Annotated in this window: 14 protein-coding genes; 10 read left to right on the plus strand and 4 right to left on the minus strand. The window is 69.1% G+C overall.

Translation table 11 applies throughout. The features are described 5' to 3' along the window. Positions 1-254: 254 nt before the first annotated feature. The 3 genes from J3486_RS36785 to J3486_RS36795 all read left to right on the plus strand — a co-directional run bounded on the left by J3486_RS36785 (position 255) and on the right by J3486_RS36795 (position 3,444). Positions 255-935 (plus strand): PadR family transcriptional regulator, encoded by a 681-nt coding sequence (locus J3486_RS36785; protein ID WP_207828157.1) that lies wholly within the window; start codon positions 255-257, stop codon positions 933-935. Between the two features lie 43 nt (positions 936-978). Continuing rightward, positions 979-2,061 (plus strand): inositol-3-phosphate synthase, encoded by a 1,083-nt coding sequence (locus J3486_RS36790; protein ID WP_207828158.1) that lies wholly within the window; start codon positions 979-981, stop codon positions 2,059-2,061. Between the two features lie 129 nt (positions 2,062-2,190). Beyond that, the gene (locus J3486_RS36795) at positions 2,191-3,444 is read left to right on the plus strand and encodes an MFS transporter (RefSeq protein ID WP_207828159.1); all 1,254 of its coding nucleotides are present in this window, start codon (positions 2,191-2,193) and stop codon (positions 3,442-3,444) included. A gap of 75 nt (positions 3,445-3,519) precedes the next feature. Here J3486_RS36795 and J3486_RS36800 read toward each other — a convergent pair whose 3' ends face one another. Beyond that, the gene (locus J3486_RS36800) at positions 3,520-4,992 is read right to left on the minus strand and encodes a CCA tRNA nucleotidyltransferase (RefSeq protein WP_207828160.1); all 1,473 of its coding nucleotides are present in this window, start codon (positions 4,990-4,992) and stop codon (positions 3,520-3,522) included. 222 nt (positions 4,993-5,214) lie between these two features. Between J3486_RS36800 and J3486_RS36805 the strand changes: the two genes are divergently transcribed. The 7 genes from J3486_RS36805 to trxA all read left to right on the plus strand — a co-directional run bounded on the left by J3486_RS36805 (position 5,215) and on the right by trxA (position 14,840). Then, on the plus strand, positions 5,215-7,554 hold the full coding sequence (locus J3486_RS36805) for a DUF6049 family protein (protein WP_229379185.1): 2,340 nt from the start codon (positions 5,215-5,217) through the stop codon (positions 7,552-7,554). 45 nt (positions 7,555-7,599) lie between these two features. Next, positions 7,600-9,834, plus strand: a complete 2,235-nt coding sequence (gene murJ, locus J3486_RS36810) for a murein biosynthesis integral membrane protein MurJ (protein WP_207828162.1) — start codon at positions 7,600-7,602, stop codon at positions 9,832-9,834. A gap of 120 nt (positions 9,835-9,954) precedes the next feature. Continuing rightward, positions 9,955-11,685: a protein kinase family protein gene (locus J3486_RS36815; protein ID WP_207828163.1), complete on the plus strand. Its 1,731-nt coding sequence runs from the start codon at positions 9,955-9,957 to the stop codon at positions 11,683-11,685. A gap of 36 nt (positions 11,686-11,721) precedes the next feature. Beyond that, a complete protein-coding gene (sigM, locus tag J3486_RS36820; protein ID WP_207828164.1) occupies positions 11,722-12,435 on the plus strand; it encodes an RNA polymerase sigma factor SigM in 714 nt (237 codons plus the stop codon). After that, positions 12,432-13,349, plus strand: a complete 918-nt coding sequence (locus J3486_RS36825; RefSeq protein ID WP_207828165.1) for a hypothetical protein — start codon at positions 12,432-12,434, stop codon at positions 13,347-13,349. Before sigM ends, J3486_RS36825 begins: the two co-directional genes overlap by 4 nt. A gap of 142 nt (positions 13,350-13,491) precedes the next feature. Next, the gene (gene trxB, locus J3486_RS36830) at positions 13,492-14,463 is read left to right on the plus strand and encodes a thioredoxin-disulfide reductase (RefSeq protein ID WP_207828166.1); all 972 of its coding nucleotides are present in this window, start codon (positions 13,492-13,494) and stop codon (positions 14,461-14,463) included. A 44-nt stretch (positions 14,464-14,507) separates the two neighbouring features. Further along, a complete protein-coding gene (trxA, locus tag J3486_RS36835) occupies positions 14,508-14,840 on the plus strand; it encodes a thioredoxin (protein WP_111663056.1) in 333 nt (110 codons plus the stop codon). A 125-nt stretch (positions 14,841-14,965) separates the two neighbouring features. Here the strand turns inward: trxA and J3486_RS36840 are convergent, their stop codons facing one another. The 3 genes from J3486_RS36840 to J3486_RS36850 form a co-directional block, all read right to left on the minus strand. Then, positions 14,966-15,583, minus strand: coding sequence for a GNAT family N-acetyltransferase (locus J3486_RS36840; RefSeq protein WP_207828167.1), 618 nt, complete (start codon positions 15,581-15,583; stop codon positions 14,966-14,968). Between the two features lie 301 nt (positions 15,584-15,884). Next, positions 15,885-16,988, minus strand: a complete 1,104-nt coding sequence (locus tag J3486_RS36845) for a ParB/RepB/Spo0J family partition protein (protein ID WP_207828168.1) — start codon at positions 16,986-16,988, stop codon at positions 15,885-15,887. Beyond that, entirely contained in the window at positions 16,985-18,061 is a 1,077-nt protein-coding gene (locus J3486_RS36850) for a ParA family protein (protein ID WP_207828209.1), read from the minus strand. Before J3486_RS36850 ends, J3486_RS36845 begins: the two co-directional genes overlap by 4 nt. Positions 18,062-18,128: the final 67 nt, after the last annotated feature.

Genomic DNA, 18,128 nt, shown 5'->3' on the forward strand with positions numbered 1-18,128 from the left:
CGACGCCCCCAGGCGTCACTCGGCTCCCGGTGGTCTGCATGGCGGACAGACTACGCACCGTCAAAACCTTCCTAGGGCCGAAGTTCACCCCAAATCAGGCAAGTTGCCTCGTGCTAATCGGTGATGTGACGCCGTTCACCGTGATCCCTCTTGCCGCAGTCGCAGGCCCGTTCTATCGTCGGGATGTATCGAGTCGATACATCAGCACGACATAAAGAGTCGATACATGGGACCGCGAGAGTGAGGAGGCGACGATGAGCAGACGCTCCGGCATTCTCGAATTCGCCGTCCTCGGACTGCTCCGCGAGTCCCCGATGCACGGCTATGAGCTGCGCAAACGACTCAATACGTCGCTGGGGGTCTTCCGTGCCTTCAGTTACGGGACGCTGTACCCCTGCCTCAAGACGCTGGTCGCCAACGGCTGGTTGATCGAGGAACCGGGCACAGGTCCCGCCGATGCCGCTGCAGCACCACTCGCAGGGCGTCGCGCCAAGATCGTCTATCGGTTGACGGCGGAAGGTAAGGAGCACTTCGAGGACCTGCTCTCGCAGACCGGTCCCGATGCGTACGAGGACGAGCACTTCGCCGCGCGATTCGCCTTTTTCGGGCAGACGTCGCGCGACGTGCGGATGCGCGTCCTCGAGGGCCGTCGCAGCCGGCTGGAGGAGCGCCTGGAAAAGATGCGCCTCTCCTTCGCCCGCACGCGGGAGCGCCTGGACGACTACACGCTCGAGCTGCAGCGGCACGGAATGGAGTCCGTGGAGCGCGAAGTGCGCTGGCTGAACGAGCTGATCGAGAGCGAGCGCGCGGGCCGGGACCAGCGAAGGTCCGGTCCGGGGGGCGCAGCTCAGCAGGACACATCTGGAGAGACGGGCGGCCTGCCCCGGCACCGGGACAGCACCCGGCCGGATCCGTCCGACGACACCGCCATGTGAAGTCCGCTCAGGACTTCACCAGTACACACAGGGAGCAACCGGAATGGGTTCGGTTCGCGTAGCCATCGTCGGCGTGGGCAACTGCGCCGCCTCGCTGGTGCAGGGCGTCGAGTTCTACAAGGACGCTGACCCGGAGACCAAGGTCCCCGGCCTCATGCACGTCCAGTTCGGCGACTACCACGTCGGTGACGTCGAGTTCGTCGCCGCGTTCGACGTCGACGCGAAGAAGGTCGGCCTCGACCTCGCGGACGCCATCGGCGCCTCCGAGAACAACACCATCAAGATCTGCGACGTGCCGAACACGGGCGTCCAGGTCCAGCGTGGTCACACGCTCGACGGTCTGGGCAAGTACTACCGCGAGACGATCGAGGAGTCCGCCGAGGCCCCCGTCGACGTCGTCCAGATCCTCAAGGACAAGCAGGTCGACGTTCTCGTCTGCTACCTGCCCGTCGGTTCCGAGGACGCGGCGAAGTTCTACGCCCAGTGCGCCATCGACGCCAAGGTCGCCTTCGTCAACGCCCTTCCGGTCTTCATCGCCGGCACCAAGGAGTGGGCCGACAAGTTCACCGAGGCCGGTGTCCCGATCGTCGGTGACGACATCAAGTCCCAGGTCGGCGCCACCATCACGCACCGCGTGATGGCGAAGCTGTTCGAGGACCGCGGTGTCCGTCTTGAGCGCACCATGCAGCTCAACGTCGGCGGCAACATGGACTTCAAGAACATGCTCGAGCGTGACCGCCTCGAGTCGAAGAAGATCTCGAAGACCCAGGCCGTCACCTCCCAGATCCGCGACCGCGAGCTGGGCGAGAAGAACGTCCACATCGGCCCGTCCGACTACGTCGCATGGCTCGACGACCGCAAGTGGGCGTACGTCCGCCTCGAGGGCCGCGCCTTCGGTGAGGTCCCGCTGAACCTGGAGTACAAGCTCGAGGTCTGGGACTCCCCGAACTCCGCGGGTGTCATCATCGACGCCCTGCGCGCCGCGAAGATCGCCAAGGACCGCGGCATCGGTGGCCCGATCCTCTCCGCGTCGTCCTACTTCATGAAGTCCCCGCCGGTTCAGTACTTCGACGACGAGGCCTTCGAGAACGTCGAGAAGTTCATCAAGGGCGAGGTCGAGCGCTGAGCTCCGACCACTCCTGACGGCCGAGCCGGGTGTTTCACGTGAAACACCCGTCGACCGAAGGCTGTTGAGGCCCCCGGATCGCACACGTCGTGCGGCCGGGGGCCTTCCTCGTATGTGAGGCTGTGCTCCATGGCTGTCGTCCGTGACCTGCGCGTCCTGCTGCGCCTGCGCGACTTCCGGCGTCTGCTCACGCTGCGGCTGCTCTCCCAGGGCGCGGACGGCGTGTACCAGGTCGCGCTCGCCACGTACGTCGTCTTCTCCCCGGAGAAGCAGACCTCCCCCGCGGCGATCGCCTCCGCCATGGCCGTTCTGCTGCTGCCCTACTCGCTCGTGGGGCCCTTCGCGGGCGTCCTGCTGGACCGCTGGCGCCGCCGGCAGGTCTTCCTCTACGGGAACCTGCTGCGCGTCCTGCTCGCCTCCGCGACGGCAGTCCTGATGCTCAGCCATGCACCGGACTGGCTCTTCTACGCCTCCGCTCTCTGCGTCACCGCGGTCAACCGGTTCGTGCTGTCGGGGCTCTCGGCCGCGCTCCCGCGCGTCGTGGACGACGACCGCCTCGTCGTCGCCAACTCGCTCTCACCGACCGCAGGAACGCTCGCCGCGACCCTCGGCGGCGGACTGGCCTTCGCGGTCCGGATCGTCGCCTCGGACTCCGACGCCGCCGTCGTCCTGGTCGGCGCCTTCCTGTACCTCTGCGCTGCACTGGCGTCGCTCCCCATGGACGTACAGCTCCTCGGGCCCGACCCGGAGTTGGTGCGCCCGCGCCTCAAAGCGGCTCTGTCCGGCGCGGTCCGGGATCTGGTGTCCGGCGTACGGCACCTCGCCTCCCGTCCCTCCGCGGCGCGCGCCCTGGCCGCGATAACGGCGATGCGGTTCTGCTACGGCGCCCTGCTCGTCATGGTGCTGATGCTGTGCCGGTACGCATGGTCGACGACGGACTCCCGGGGGCTGGCCCTGCTCGGCCTGGCTGTGGGGATCTCGGGGGCCGGGTTCTTCGTCGCCGCCGTCATCACCCCGGCCGCCGCGGGGCGTTTCGGGCCGGGCGGCTGGATCGCGATCTGCGCCGGTGCCGCCGCCGTTCTGGAGCTCGCCCTGGGGCTCTCCTTTGAACCGGGTCCGGTCATGGTGGCCGCGTTCGTGCTGGGGCTCACGACACAGGGAGCGAAGATCGCCACCGACACCGTCGTGCAGTCCTCCATCGACGACGGCTTCCGCGGGCGGATCTTCTCCGTCTACGACGTCCTGTTCAACGCCTCGTTCGTCGGCGCAGCCGGGGTGGCGGCCCTGATGCTGCCGCCGGACGGGCGCTCGGTCCCGCTCGTGGTGCTGGTTGCGGCCGTCTATGCCGGCGTCGCGCTGGCGATGCGTCGTTGTTTCACGTGAAACAACGACCCTCCCGGACAGACGAACCGGGGTGTTGTTTCACGTGAAACAACACCCCGGCCGCCGTACAAGAGGTCAGTCCTGCGACTGCCCGGCCCACCATTCCTTGAGTGCCGTGACCGCCGCGTCGTGCTCCATCGGCCCGTTCTCCAGCCGGAGCTCCAGCAGGAACTTGTAGGCCTGGCCGATCACCGGCCCCGGGCCCACGCCCAGGATCTCCATGATCTGGTTGCCGTCGAGGTCCGGGCGGATCGAGTCCAGCTCCTCCTGCTCCGCAAGGCGCTCGATGCGCTCCTCAAGACCGTCGTACGCCCGGGACAGCGTGTTCGCCTTGCGCTTGTTGCGGGTCGTGCAGTCGGAACGGGTCAGCTTGTGCAGCCGGGACAGGAGCGGCCCGGCGTCCCGCACATAGCGGCGCACGGCCGAGTCCGTCCACTCGCCGGTGCCGTAGCCGTGGAAGCGCAGGTGCAGCTCGACGAGGCGTGAGACGTCCTTCACGAGCTCGTTGGAGTACTTGAGCGCCGTCATGCGCTTCTTCGTCATCTTGGAGCCGACCACCTCGTGGTGGTGGAAGGAGACCCGGCCGTCCTTCTCGAAGCGGCGCGTGCGCGGCTTGCCGATGTCGTGCAGCAGCGCCGCGAGTCGCAGCGTCAGATCGGGCCCGTCGGTCTCCAGCGCCATCGCCTGCTCCAGGACGATCAGCGTGTGGTCGTAGACGTCCTTGTGCCGGTGGTGCTCGTCGCGCTCCAGGCGCAGGGCGGGCAGCTCGGGCAGGACGTGGTCGGCCAGGCCGGTGTCGACGAGCAGGGTGAGGCCCTTGCGCGGGTGCGCGGAGAGGATCAGCTTGTTGAGCTCGTCCCGGACGCGCTCGGCGGAGACGATCTCGATGCGCCCCGCCATCTCCGTCATCGCGGTGACGACGTCGGGGGCCACCTCGAAGTCCAGCTGCGCGGCGAAGCGGGCGGCCCGCATCATCCGCAGCGGGTCGTCGGAGAAGGAGTCCTCGGGAGTGCCGGGGGTCCGCAGAACGCGCTCGGCCAGGTCCTCAAGACCGCCGTGCGGGTCGATGAAGTCCTTCTCCGGGAGCGCGACCGCCATCGCGTTCACCGTGAAGTCGCGCCGGACGAGGTCTTCCTCGATCGAGTCGCCGTACGACACCTCCGGCTTGCGGGAGGCGCGGTCGTACGCCTCGGAGCGGTACGTCGTGACCTCGATCTCGAAGACCTGGTCGACGCCCTCGACCCGGCCGTTCTTCTGGCATCCGACAGTGCCGAACGCGATCCCGACCTCCCAGACCGCGTCGGCCCAGGGACGGACGATCTTCAGCACGTCCTCGGGACGCGCGTCCGTGGTGAAGTCCAGATCGTTGCCGAGCCGGCCGAGCAGTGCGTCGCGAACCGAGCCGCCGACCAGGGCGAGGGAGAACCCGGCCTCCTGAAATCGGCGGGCGAGGTCGTCTGCGACAGGCGAAACCCGCAGCAGCTCGCTGACGGCGCGGCGCTGCACCTCGCTCAGGGCACTGGCGTTGTCTTCATTGGCGTTCGGCACAACAGGACAGGGTACGTGGCCCGGACCGCCCCGGCCGAACCGTTTGCAGGGCCCACGGCGTCCTCGTGCACAAGGGCCCCCTACTCTGACTGCACGATCTTGTGGGGCGGACCCAGGCACTCAGGCACAGTGCTGCTCGTTACGATGCGTGGACACATCTGCGACCACTGACGACGACGAGGGACGGACGAGCGCGTGGCCGAGGCGGCAGACTTCCCAGGGATGAGTCCCTCACCTGCCCGCCGACTGCTGCGGCGTACGGGAGCACTGCTCGCCGCGACGCCGCTGCTCGCGGCGCCCGTACTGACCGGCGCCCCGCCCGCCCAGGCCGCCGCTCCTGCCACGGCCACCGCCGAAGCGACCGGCACGAGCACGGTCGACGTCACGGTGAACGCCCTTTCGCCGAGCGTGCCGACCGACGGCGACACCCTGACGATCAAGGGCAAGGTCACCAACAAGGGCAGGCAGACCGTCACCGACGCACACATCGGCCTGCGGGTCGGTACGTCGTTCAGCGGACGCACCCAGGTCGACACCGCGGCGAGGAACAGCACGGGCGGCTACCCCGACGGCACCGAGGTCGCGAGCAAGTACGCCGAGAAGTTCGCCGATCTCAAGCCCGGCGCCACCCAGGACTTCACGCTCTCCGTGCCCGTCAAGGCGCTGAACCTGGGCGCCGACGGGGTCTACCAGATCAGCGCTGCCGTGCGCGGGCAGACGGCCGCCCTGCCGTACCCGCAGACGCTCGGCATCCAGCGCACGTTCCTGCCCTGGCAGCCGGACGGCGCGGACACGAAGACGAAGACGACCGTCCTGTGGCCGCTGATCGCGGACACGGGGCTGACGGCCGAGACGGGGACGAGCGAGGACCAGACCGCTGTCTTCGACAACGACGACCTGGCCGACGAGATCGGCCCCGGCGGCCGCCTCCAGCAGATGCTGGCGCTCGGCAGCACGCTGGACGTCACCTGGGTGATCGACCCCGACCTGCTGGCCTCGGTCGACGCGATGACGGAGTCGTACAAGGTCAAGGGAGCGGACGGAAAGCTCACCTCGGGCAAGGACCACCGGGCGGTCGCCAACGCGTGGCTGAACGACCTGCAGACCGCGGTGCAGGGGCAGAAGGTGGTCACGCTCCCCTTCGCCGACCCCGATCTGGCCTCCCTCGCCCACAACGGCACGAAGGTGGCCGGCTCGCTGAGCCACCTCAAGGACGCCACGGACGCCGCCGTGAAGACCGTGGACACGATCCTCCACGTCACGCCCGACGCTTCCTACGCCTGGCCCGTGGAGGGCGCCGTCGACCCGGACATCGTGAAGGTCGCCACGTCGGCCGGCGCCGACAAGATCATCGCGCGCAGCGACAGCCTCCGGGACAACAGCAGCCTGCAGTACACGCCGTCCGCCGCGCGGCCCATCGGCGGCGGCACGACCGCTGTGGTCGCCGACGCGCGCCTGTCGACCGCGTTCGAGGGCGACATGACGCGCGCCGAGAACTCCACGCTCGCCGTGCAGAAGTTCCTCGCCCAGAGCCTGATGCTCGACCTGCAGACGGACAAGCAGCGCACCGCGGTGATCGCCCCGCAACGCATGCCCACCGCCAGCCAGGCCCAGACGATGGCCAAGGCGGTCGCGGCGCTCCAGGAGGGCACCTGGTCGCAGTCCCAGGGCCTGTCCGCCACCGCGGGGGCCAAGCCCGACCCGGGGGCGACCACCCGCGTGCCGTCCACGCGCGCGTACCCGTCGAAGCTGCGCAAGCAGGAGCTGCCGCAGGCGGCCTTCGAGCAGATCCAGGCCACGCAGCGCGAGCTGGAGAACTTCAAGGTCGTCCTCACCAACGAGTCGCGTGTGGTGACCCCGTTCGGCCGGGCCGTGGACCGCGAGATGTCCACGTCCTGGCGGGGTAGCACCACGGCGGCGGACGGCTTCCGCACGGGTGTCTCCGACTATCTGTCCGGCCTCACCGACCAGGTGTCGCTGATCGACAAGTCCGAGGTGAAGCTCTCCGGGCGCAGCGCGACCATCCCGGTGTCGGTGCAGAACAACCTGTGGCAGGACGTCGACCACCTCAAGCTGCGGCTCACGTCCGACAACGGCACCCGCCTCAAGATCGGCGACGGCGCCTCGCAGGACCAGGAGGTGACGATCGCCAGCGGGCACAGCCAGTCGGTGAAGTTCACCACCACCGCCAAGGCCACCGGGCCCGTCTGGGTCTACGCCCAGCTCTACACCGAGGACAACCAGCCCTACGGCAAGCAGATCGCCTTCCAGGTCGACGTCACCGAGGTCACCTCGACCGTGATGCTCGTGATCGCCGGCGGCGTCCTGCTGCTGGTCCTGGCCGGGTTCCGCATGTTCACCCAGCGCAAGCGCGCCACGGCCGCCAAGGCCGACGAGGACGCTCCGCAGGACGACTCGGGGACGGCCGCCGAGGCCGGGCCCGAGGACGACTCGACGCCCGCCGCGCGGGCAGACGTCCCGCAGCAGCCGAGTGACCCGACGGCTGACACCACTTCCGAAAGCACGGCCCCGTCGGACACGAGTGAGAGAGTGGACCGTTGAGCGATGTCGTGGCCGGTGGGCCGGGGACGATGAGGTGGGGTAACCATGAACGCGCCGTACGACGGTGACCGTGGCCAGGGCTCGGGCGGCTCTGCCTCGGGCGACGGCCACCCGTACGCCGGCTCCCACGGTGTCGGCGGGCAGGTCCCGCCGCCCCAGCCGGCCCCCGACGCGTACCTCCAGGACGCGTACGACCAGGATCCGTACCGTGCACAGGATCTGGCCGCGCAGGACCCGGTGACCGAGGCGCTGTACGACCGCGCCGCGCACCCCCCGCCTGCCCCGGGCACCTACCAGGCGCAGCAGCCGCTCTACGCGCCGCCGCCCACGAACCAGTACCAGCCGGACCCGCGCGTGTGGGCGCAGACGCCGCCGCCGGAGCCGGAGGGCCCCACCCAGTACCTGCCGTACGGCGACGACGCCCGTACGACGCAGTTCGTGGGCGTCGACGACCTGGTGACACAGGCGAGCGAGGAGCGCCACGAGCCGGACGCCTTCGCGCACCTCTTCCGCGACCAGCAGCCGGGCTACAGCGGGAACCGTCCGCCGGCCCCGCAGCCGGTCGACGACAAGACGCAGGTCCTCGGCCAGGCGGCCGTCCCCGCACCGCCGCCGGCCGCCGCGCCGGCCCCCGCCACGCCCAAGAAGGGCGGCCGCGCCTCCAGCCTCATGAAGTCGAGCGCGGTGATGGCGGCGGGCACGCTCGTCTCCCGCCTCACCGGCTTCGTCCGCACCATGGTGATCACCGCGGCGCTCGGCGCCGGACTCCTCGGTGACACCTGGTCCGTCGCGTACACGCTGCCGACGATGATCTACATCCTGACCGTCGGCGGCGGCCTGAACTCCGTGTTCGTGCCGCAGCTGGTGCGCGCCATGAAGGAGGACGAGGACGGCGGCGAGGCCTTCGCCAACCGCCTGCTCACCCTTGTCATGGTGGCGCTCGCGGGCATCACGGCGATCGTCGTGTTCGCCGCGCCGCTGCTGATCCACCTGATGTCGAGCACGGTCGCCAACGACCCGGCGGCCGACAGCGTCGGCATCGCCTTCGCCCGCTACTGCCTGCCCACGATCTTCTTCATGGGTGTGCACGTGGTCATGGGCCAGATCCTCAACGCCCGCGGGAAGTTCGGCGCGATGATGTGGACCCCGGTCCTCAACAACATCGTCATGATCTTCACGTTCGGCATGTTCCTGTGGGTCTACGGTCCCTGGTCCCAGACGAAGATGTCGGTCGGCACCATCCCGGACGAGGCCGTGCGCCTCCTGGGGATCGGCACCCTGCTGGGCCTGGTCGTGCAGTCGCTGGCGATGATCCCGTACCTGCGCGAGACCGGCTTCCGCTTCCGGCTGCGCTTCGACTGGAAGGGCCACGGCCTCGGCAAGGCCGTCAAGCTCGCCAAGTGGACGGTCCTGTTCGTCCTCGCCAACCAGGCGGGCGTCCTGGTCGTCACCCAGCTGGCCACCGCCGCCGGTGAGGCCTCGCCCGTGGACGGCACCGGCATCATGGGCTACTCGAACGCACAGCTGATCTGGGGCATGCCGCAGGCCATCATCACCGTCTCGGTCATGGCCGCGATGCTGCCGCGCATCTCGCGCTCCGCCCACGACGGCGACGCGGGCGCGGTCCGCGACGACATCTCCTCGGGCCTGCGCACCTCGGCCGTGGCGATCGTCCCGATCTCGTTCATGTTCGTGGCGCTCGGCATCCCGATGTGCACCCTGCTCTTCGGCTCCAGCGGCATCGAGGCCGCCCAGTCCATGGGCTTCATCCTCATGGCGTTCGGCCTCGGCCTGATCCCTTACTCCGTCCAGTACGTCGTGCTGCGCGGCTTCTACGCGTACGAGGACACGCGGACGCCCTTCTACAACACGGTCATCGTCGCCGCGGTCAACGCCGCCGCCTCGGCCGTGTGCTACCTGATCCTGCCCGCCCGCTGGGCCGTCGTCGGCATGGCTCTGTCCTACGGTCTCGCCTACGCCATCGGCGTCGGTGTCGCGTGGCGGCGGCTGCGCAACCGGCTCGGCGGCGACCTGGACGGAGCGAATGTAGTCCGTACGTACGCCCGGCTCTGCCTCGCCTCCGTACCCGCTACGGTCATCGGCGGCGGAATCGGGTACGCGGTCACCGAGGCTCTCGGCCACGGCGTCGTCGGATCCATCGCGGCGCTGGTCGTAGGCAGTGCGGCGCTGCTGGGTGTCTTCTATGTAGCAGCCCGCAAAATGCGGATCGAAGAACTGAATTCTCTGGTCGGAATGGTCCGTGGCCGCCTTGGCCGCTGACTCGGCCGGATGTGCGCACAACCATCGGCGACCACCGCGTGTCGTGCATAGCGCCGGACTGTGGGCACAATTGGCTTTGGCGTCGGAGTGAGTGCAACGAATGGGGAGGCAGGAGCGACGGTGGCGGAACGGAGCACGGCTGCCGTCGACGTGGCCGACAACGGCGGTGACGAACCGCTGACCGCCAAGGCGGACAAGGCGGAGCAGGCCACGGCCGACGGTGTGGCCGAGAGTGCGGAGCAGAAGCAGACGGCGTCACAGGCGCCTGCGGACACCGCGGAGACGGGCACGCACCTCAGCCCCGGCAAGGCATCACCACCCGAGCTGCACAGCGGGCACAAGCTCGCCAGGCGGTATCGGCTCGAAGAGTGCGTCACCCGTCTGGACGGTTTCAGCAGCTGGCGTGCGGTCGACGAGAAGCTGCGTCGCGCCGTCGGGGTGCACCTGCTGCCCGCCGACCATCCGCGGGCCCGCTCCGTGCTCGCCGCGGCCCGCTCGTCGGCGCTGCTCGGCGATCCCCGCTTCGTCCAGGTCCTGGACGCGGTGGAGGAGAACGATCTCGTCTACGTGGTCCACGAGTGGCTGCCCGACGCCACCGAGCTGACCGCGCTGCTCGCCGTCAGCTCCCTGGAGGCGCACGACGCGTACGAGATGGTCAGCCAGGTCTCGCACGCCATGGCCGCCGCACACCGGGAGGGCCTGGCGCACCTGCGCCTCACGCCGAGCGCCGTGCTGCGCACCTCGACCGGCCAGTGGCGGATCCGCGGCCTCGCCGTCAACGCGGCGCTGCGCGGCATCACCTCCGACACCCCGCAGCGCACCGACGCCGAGGCGATCGGCGCGCTCCTGTACGCGTCCCTGACGCAGCGGTGGCCCTACGAGAACGATGCCTACGGACTGACCGGGCTGCCCAAGGACGTCGGGCTCATCGCGCCCGACCAGGTCCGGGCCGGCGTCCACCGCGGTCTCGCCGAGCTCGCCATGCGCGCGCTCGCCAACGACGGGGCCACCGCCTCCCGCCAGGAGCCGCCGTGCACCACGCCGGAGGACCTGGTGAAGGCGATCGGCGAGATGCCCAGGATCCGTCCTCCGGAGCCCGCGTTCACCGCGCCCCCGGAGTACCAGCGCACGACGTACCAGCAGGGCTCGTACGGCCGTCCTGCGGCGCCCGGCGCCACCCAGCCCGTCCCCACGCCGCCGCCCCCGCTGCAGAGCCGCACCGGCAAGGCCCTCAAGTGGGCCGTCTCGGCGCTGCTCATCGCCGCGCTGGGGCTCGGCAGCTGGCAGCTCGCGGACGCGCTCATGGACCGCGGCACGTCGAACGGGACGGAGAACACCCACACCACGGACGGCAGCGCCAAGGACGACAAGAAGCCCGCGAAGACCATCACCATCGAGGGCGCCAAGGAGTTCGTCGCGGCGGGTGACTCCCAGTCCCCGCAGGACGTCGACAAGACGTACGACAACGACGGCTCCTCCTACTGGCGCACGAAGGCCTTCGTCGACGGTCCCAAGATGGTCATAAAGCCGGGTGTCGGCATCGTCTACGACCTCGGTTCCGAACAGGACGTGTCGGGCTCGTCGATAAAGTTCCGCTACGGCGGTGACCACACCACCGTCTCGCTGTACGCGTCGGACTCGCTGAGCCCCAGCCCGTCCGCCATCAGCGGCATGGAGCGGCTAGGCGCCAAGACGGATACCACGGGCACCTCGGTGAGTATCAAGGCCGACAAGCCGGTCAAGACGCGGTACGTGCTCGTATGGCTGACCGCACTGCCCCACGCGGGTCAGGATGGGTACAGCGGCGCCGGCTACAAGCAGGGCATCACGGACGTGAAGTTCACCGGCTGACGCTTCAGGGACTCATCAGGGGGAGGGGGTTCGGCAGTGGACGACGCCTATGGCGGAGTAAGCGATCAGGACCTCCTCGCCCGTCATGTCGAGGGCGACAAGGACGCCTTCGGCGAGATCGTGCGCCGGCACCGGGACCGGCTGTGGGCCGTGGCGCTGCGGACGCTGGGGGACCGGGAGGAAGCGGCCGACGCGGTGCAGGACGCGCTCGTCTCGGCGTACCGCGCCGCGCACACCTTCCGCGGCCAGTCCGCCGTCACGACCTGGCTGCACCGCATCACCGTCAACGCGTGCCTGGACCGGGCCCGTAAGACCGCGTCGCGCAGGACCGCCCCGGTGGACGACACCGAACGCCTGGAGCAGCTTCTGGAGCCGCACGAGTCGGCGGCGGCGCCCGCCGAGCGCAACGATCTGCACCGGGAGCTCCTGGCGGCCCTGGCCTCCCTTCCGGCCGATCAGCGGGCGGCTCTGGTCCTCGTCGACATGCAGGGCTATCCGGTGGCCGAGGCCGCCCGCGTCCTCGACATCCCCACAGGAACCGTGAAGAGCCGCTGCGCCCGGGGCAGAGCCCGACTGCTGCCCCTCCTGACCCACCTACGGACGGAGTCCGGTGGGAAGGACGATGGCGAGAACCCGCCCCCCGGAAGGAACCGGGCGCAGGGGACATCCGTCCCACCCGCAGCGGGGCCTCGGGACGAGGCCGGGCCACATGACTCGACTGCGGTGAAGGGCGGAGGTGGGCGAGCGTGACTTCCACGACCGACACGGCAGAACACCCGGAGGTCACCGAGATCTCCGACCTCGCCGAGGGCCTGCTGCCGCCGTCCCGTACCTCCGACATCCGCCGGCACATCGACGGCTGTGTCCTGTGCGCCGACGTCTACTCCTCCTTGGAGGAGATCCGCGGGATGCTCGGCACGCTGCCGGACGCACCGCGCATGCCCGAGGACGTCGCCGCCCGGATCGACGCGGCGCTGGCCGCGGAAGCGCTCCTGGACACGGTCACGTACGCGGCCGAGGCAAGCCCCGCGGACGAGGGGCGCGACGAGGAAGCCGTCCGTGAAACCGAGCCTGTTTCACGTGAAACATCGCCCGAGTCCCCCGTCCCCGCACCACGGAGCACGGACCGCCCGGCCGGTCATGCGCACTCCGCCACCGGCCCCGGCCGCACGTCACGCACGGGACGACGTCGCACGCGCGCCGCGATCGGCGCCGTCCTCGCCGCTGCTGCGATCGGCACAGGCGCGCTGTTCCTGCAGAACGGAGGCGGCACCCCGGTCGCCCATCCGCCCGCGAGCACCGGCAAGCCCGTCTCCACGTTCGCCAAGGAGAACCTGGAGACGAAAGTCTCGGAGCTGCTCCACGACGCGAACCCGCCGCTCGGCACGGAGACCACCGGCCCCAACACGCCGGCGAATCCCGAGATGCCGAAGAGCGCTCTGGCGCCGCCGGCCTGCATCCAGCTGGGAACGCACCGCAACGAGGACCCGATCGCGTTCAAGCGGGGTACCTACGAGGGAAAGCCCGTCTATCTCCTCGTGCTGCCCGACAGGAGTGACCCGGCGCGCCGGGTCACTGCGTTCATCGTCGACGCGGCCTGCACGAAGCAGACGTCCTCCACGGCGGGCAAGCTGCTGTACAGCCACACCTACAACCGGACCTGAAGGGCGGCCGAACGCACTCCCGATGTGCACCCTGACACGTTGGGAATGCATGCCCCGTAGGATCCGTTGGGTGGGGTGAGAGTCCCGAGAAGAGGCTCCCCCGGCAGTACGCAGAAGTCCCGCAGAGACGAGGAATCAAGCCGTGAGCGACGTCCGTAACGTGATCATCATCGGCTCCGGGCCAGCCGGCTACACGGCGGCGCTGTACACGGCGCGTGCTTCGCTGAAGCCGCTCGTGTTCGAGGGTGCCGTCACCGCCGGTGGCGCGCTGATGAACACGACCGAGGTGGAGAACTTCCCCGGCTTCCAGGACGGCATCATGGGCCCCGAGCTCATGGACAACATGCGGGGCCAGGCCGAGCGCTTCGGCGCTGAGCTCGTCCCCGACGACGTCGTGTCCGTCGACCTCACCGGTGAGATCAAGACCGTGACGGACACCTCGGGCACCGTGCACCGTGCGAAGGCCGTCATCGTCACCACCGGCTCCCAGCACCGCAAGCTCGGTCTGCCGAACGAGGACGCGCTGTCGGGCCGTGGCGTCTCCTGGTGCGCGACCTGCGACGGCTTCTTCTTCAAGGACCAGGACATCGCCGTGATCGGCGGCGGCGACACCGCGATGGAGGAGGCCACCTTCCTCTCGCGCTTCGCCAAGTCCGTGACGATCGTCCACCGCCGCGACAGCCTGCGCGCCTCCAAGGCGATGCAGGAGCGTGCCTTCGCCGACCCGAAGATCAAGTTCGTCTGGGACAGCGAGGTCGCCGAGATCAAGGGCAACCCGAAGCTGGAGGGCCTGACGCTGCGCAACCTGAAGACGGGCGAGACGTCCGAGCTTCCGGTCACGGGCCTGTTCATCGCGATCGGCCACGACCCGCGCACCGAGCTCTTCAAGGGGCAGCTCGAGCTGGACGACGAGGGCTACCTGAAGGTTCAGGCCCCCTCGACCCGCACCAACCTCACCGGTGTCTTCGGCGCCGGTGACGTCGTCGACCACACCTACCGTCAGGCGATCACGGCGGCCGGCACCGGCTGCTCCGCCGCTCTCGACGCCGAGCGCTTCCTGGCCGCGCTCGCCGACGGCGAAGCCGCCGAGCCCGAGAAGACCGCCGCGGTCTGACCCGTACTTCCACCACCGCAACACCGAGAAATGAGGAGCCCGCTGTGGCCGGCAACCTGAAGAACGTGACGGACGCTTCCTTCGACGAGGACGTCCTCAAGAGCGACAAGCCCGTCCTGGTCGACTTCTGGGCCGCCTGGTGCGGTCCGTGCCGCCAGATCGCCCCGTCGCTCGAGGCGATCGCGGCCGAGTACGGCGACAAGATCGAGATCGTCAAGCTCAACATCGACGAGAACCCGGGCACGGCCGCCAAGTACGGCGTCATGTCGATCCCGACGCTGAACGTCTACCAGGGTGGCGAGGTCGCCAAGACCATCGTCGGTGCGAAGCCGAAGGCCGCCATCGTGCGTGACCTCGAGGACTTCATCGCGGAGTAATCTCCCGCGACGCCGTTTCACGGACGGCAGCCGCTGTTTCACGTGAAACACGAGCGGGCCAACCCCATCGGGTTGGCCCGTTCGGCGTTCCGGCCCCTCAGTTCTGGTCCCTTAGTTCCGGTCCCTCACAGCGGCCGCAGCGCGGGCTCCTTCTGGACCGCGCCCAGGAGCCGGTCCAGCGCCATCTCGACGTCTTCCTTCCACGACAGCGTCGTCCGCAGTTCGAGGCGCAGCCGCGGGTACGAGGGATGCGGGCGGACGGTCTTGAAGCCGACGGCCAGCAGATGGTCGGCGGGCAGCAGACAGGACGGCTCTTTCCACTGGGCGTCGCCGAAGGCCTCGATCGCCTTGAAGCCCCGGCGCAGGAGATCCTTGGCGACAGTCTGCACGATGACCCGTCCGAGCCCCTGACCCTGATGACTGGGCTGGATCCAGGCCGTCATCAGCTGGACGGCATCGGGGGACACCGGGCTCGTCGGGAACGAGAGGGAACGCGGCACATAAGCGGGCGGCGCGTAGAGCACGAAGCCGACCGGGACGTCATCGACGTAGACCACGCGACCGCAGGAGCCCCACTCCAGCAGGACCGCTGAGATCCACGCCTCCTTCTCCAACTCCGGCGTACCCGCCTTCACTGCGGCTTGGCCACTGACCGGGTCCAGCTCCCAGAAGACACACGACCGGCAGCGCTGGGGAAGGTCCGGGAGGTTGTCCAGCGTGAGCGGTACGAGCCGACGCCCCATGAAGGCAGTTCCTCGCTTTCCTCGCCCGCTGCGACGCGGGCGGCTGTCAGAGCGCTCCGTTCCCTGAGCAGACTGCCGACGAATCCGCCGACCGCGCCCAGTCCGAGACCTGCGGTCATCAGCCCGGTGCGACTCACCGATCGCATGACCCCGCCTCCCCTTGAGGTGCTGTCGGGTGGATGCGCTCTTCCCGGTCGCATCGTAACCACGATGCGATTCCATCGATACCGTAAGAAAGCAAAGAGCGAGCCGTGTTCCGGTACACACCGGACACGGCCCGCTCCCGGGCGTCCGAGGGCCGTCAGCCCTGTTCGTCGTCCTCGGTCTCCTCGGAGAGACCGTTCTGGAGAACCGGTCCTTCTCCAGGGGCGAGCGTGCCGAGGATGCGCTCCAGATCATCCATCGAAGCGAACTCGACGACGATCTTGCCCTTCTTCTGGCCCAGGTCGACCTTCACCCGCGTCTCGAAACGGTCCGAGAGCCGCGTCGCGAGGTTGCTCAGCGCCGGAGAGACCCGTGCACCGGCCCGCGGCCCCTTGGCCCGGGTCGTGCTCGCGGGCCGCGAGCCCATGAGCGTCACGATCTCCTCGACGGCTCGCACCGAGAGCCCCTCGGCGACGATGCGGTGAGCGAGACGATCCTGCTCCTCCGAGTCGTCGACGGAGAGTAGCGCGCGGGCGTGGCCCGCGGAGAGCACACCCGCCGCGACACGACGCTGCACGGCCGGCGAGAGCTTCAGCAGCCGCAGCGTGTTGGAGACCTGCGGGCGGGACCGGCCGATGCGGTCCGCCAGCTGGTCGTGGGTGCAGTTGAAGTCCTTGAGCAGCTGGTCGTAGGCGGCCGCCTCTTCCAGCGGGTTCAGCTGAGCCCGGTGCAGGTTCTCCAGCAGCGCATCCAGGAGAAGCTTCTCGTCCTCCGTGGCACGCACGATGGCCGGGATACGGTCGAGCCCCGCCTCACGCGTGGCCCGCCAGCGCCGCTCGCCCATGATGAGCTCGTAGCGCCCCGGACCCACCTGCCGTACGACGACAGGCTGAAGAAGGCCGACTTCCTTGATGGACGTGACGAGTTCAGCGAGGGCGTCCTCGTCGAACACATCGCGCGGCTGGCGCGGGTTGGGCGTGATGGAGTCGAGCGGCAGCTCGGCGAAGTGCGCGCCCGTGGGCCGCTCGAACTCCGGCGCCGCGTTCCTGGTGGGCGCTTCGGTTTCCCGTGAAACATCGCTCTGCGCGAGCGATGCCACCTTCGCCGCGGCCACTCCGCGCTCCGCGGTGAGGACCGGCACCGAGCTCGGGGACGTCGAACCGCCCCCGGCCGGGGCGGCCTGCGCCGTCTTCTCAGGTGTAGGGGCAGCCGGGATCAGCGCGCCGAGGCCACGGCCCAGTCCCCTCCGTCGCTCGCTCACTGAATACCCTCCGGCGTGCTCTGCTGGTCAAGTTGGGCGCCCGGGTGGGCGTTCTGGGCGTCGTAGTGAATCCCGACACCGCGCAGTGCCATCTCCCGCGCCGCTTCGAGATAGGAGAGCGCACCGCTCGATCCCGGATCGTAGGTCAGCACGGTCTGCCCGTAACTCGGCGCCTCCGAGATACGGACCGAGCGGGGAATGCTCGTCCGCAGCACCTCGGTGCCGAAGTGACTCCGGACTTCGTCGGCGACCTGGGAAGCCAGCCGGGTCCGTCCGTCGTACATCGTGAGCAGGATCGTCGAGACGTGCAGCGCAGGGTTGAGGTGCCCGCGGACGAGATCGACGTTGCGCAGCAGCTGGCCGAGGCCCTCCAGCGCGTAGTACTCGCACTGGATCGGGATCAGTACTTCCGCTCCCGCGACCAGGGCGTTGACCGTCAGCAGGCCGAGCGACGGCGGGCAGTCGATGAGGATGTAGTCCAGCGGCTGCTCGTACGCCTGGATGGCGCGCTGCAGCCGGCTCTCACGTGCCACCAAGGACACCAGCTCGATCTCCGCACCGGCGAGATCGATGGTGGCCGGGGCGCAGAAGAGACCCTCGACGTCCGGGACCGGCTGCACGACGTCGGAGAGCGGCCTGCTCTCGACCAGCACGTCGTAGATGGACGGCACTTCGGCGTGGTGGTCGATCCCCAGAGCCGTAGAAGCGTTGCCCTGTGGGTCCAGGTCGATCACCAGGACGCGTGCGCCGTGCAACGCGAGTGAGGCGGCAAGGTTGACCGTAGTCGTGGTCTTGCCCACCCCACCCTTCTGGTTGGCCACCACCATGACGCGGGTCTGCTCAGGACGTGGCAGGCCCTCGCCCGCGCGACCGAGAGCTTCTACTGCCAGTTGGGCAGCTCGACCGATGGGTGTGTCGTCCATCGGGGTCGGTGTTTCACGTGAAACATCCTCCCCCGCCGACTCGGTACGGGGACCGGGGACCGGATCGGTCATCGGTCCCGCGATGTTGGCGTCGGACCGCAAGGATTCACTCTCCTCGACTTCAGGCTCGCAATGAACAGAGCCTCCCATGCCTTCGGGGTCGAGAACCAGCGAGGCCCGATCTTCTGTGGACGAATCCCCCTCTGTGGACAACTCC

The sequence above is a fragment of the Streptomyces sp. VRA16 Mangrove soil genome, assembly GCF_017377775.1.
GTDB lineage: Bacteria > Actinomycetota > Actinomycetes > Streptomycetales > Streptomycetaceae > Streptomyces.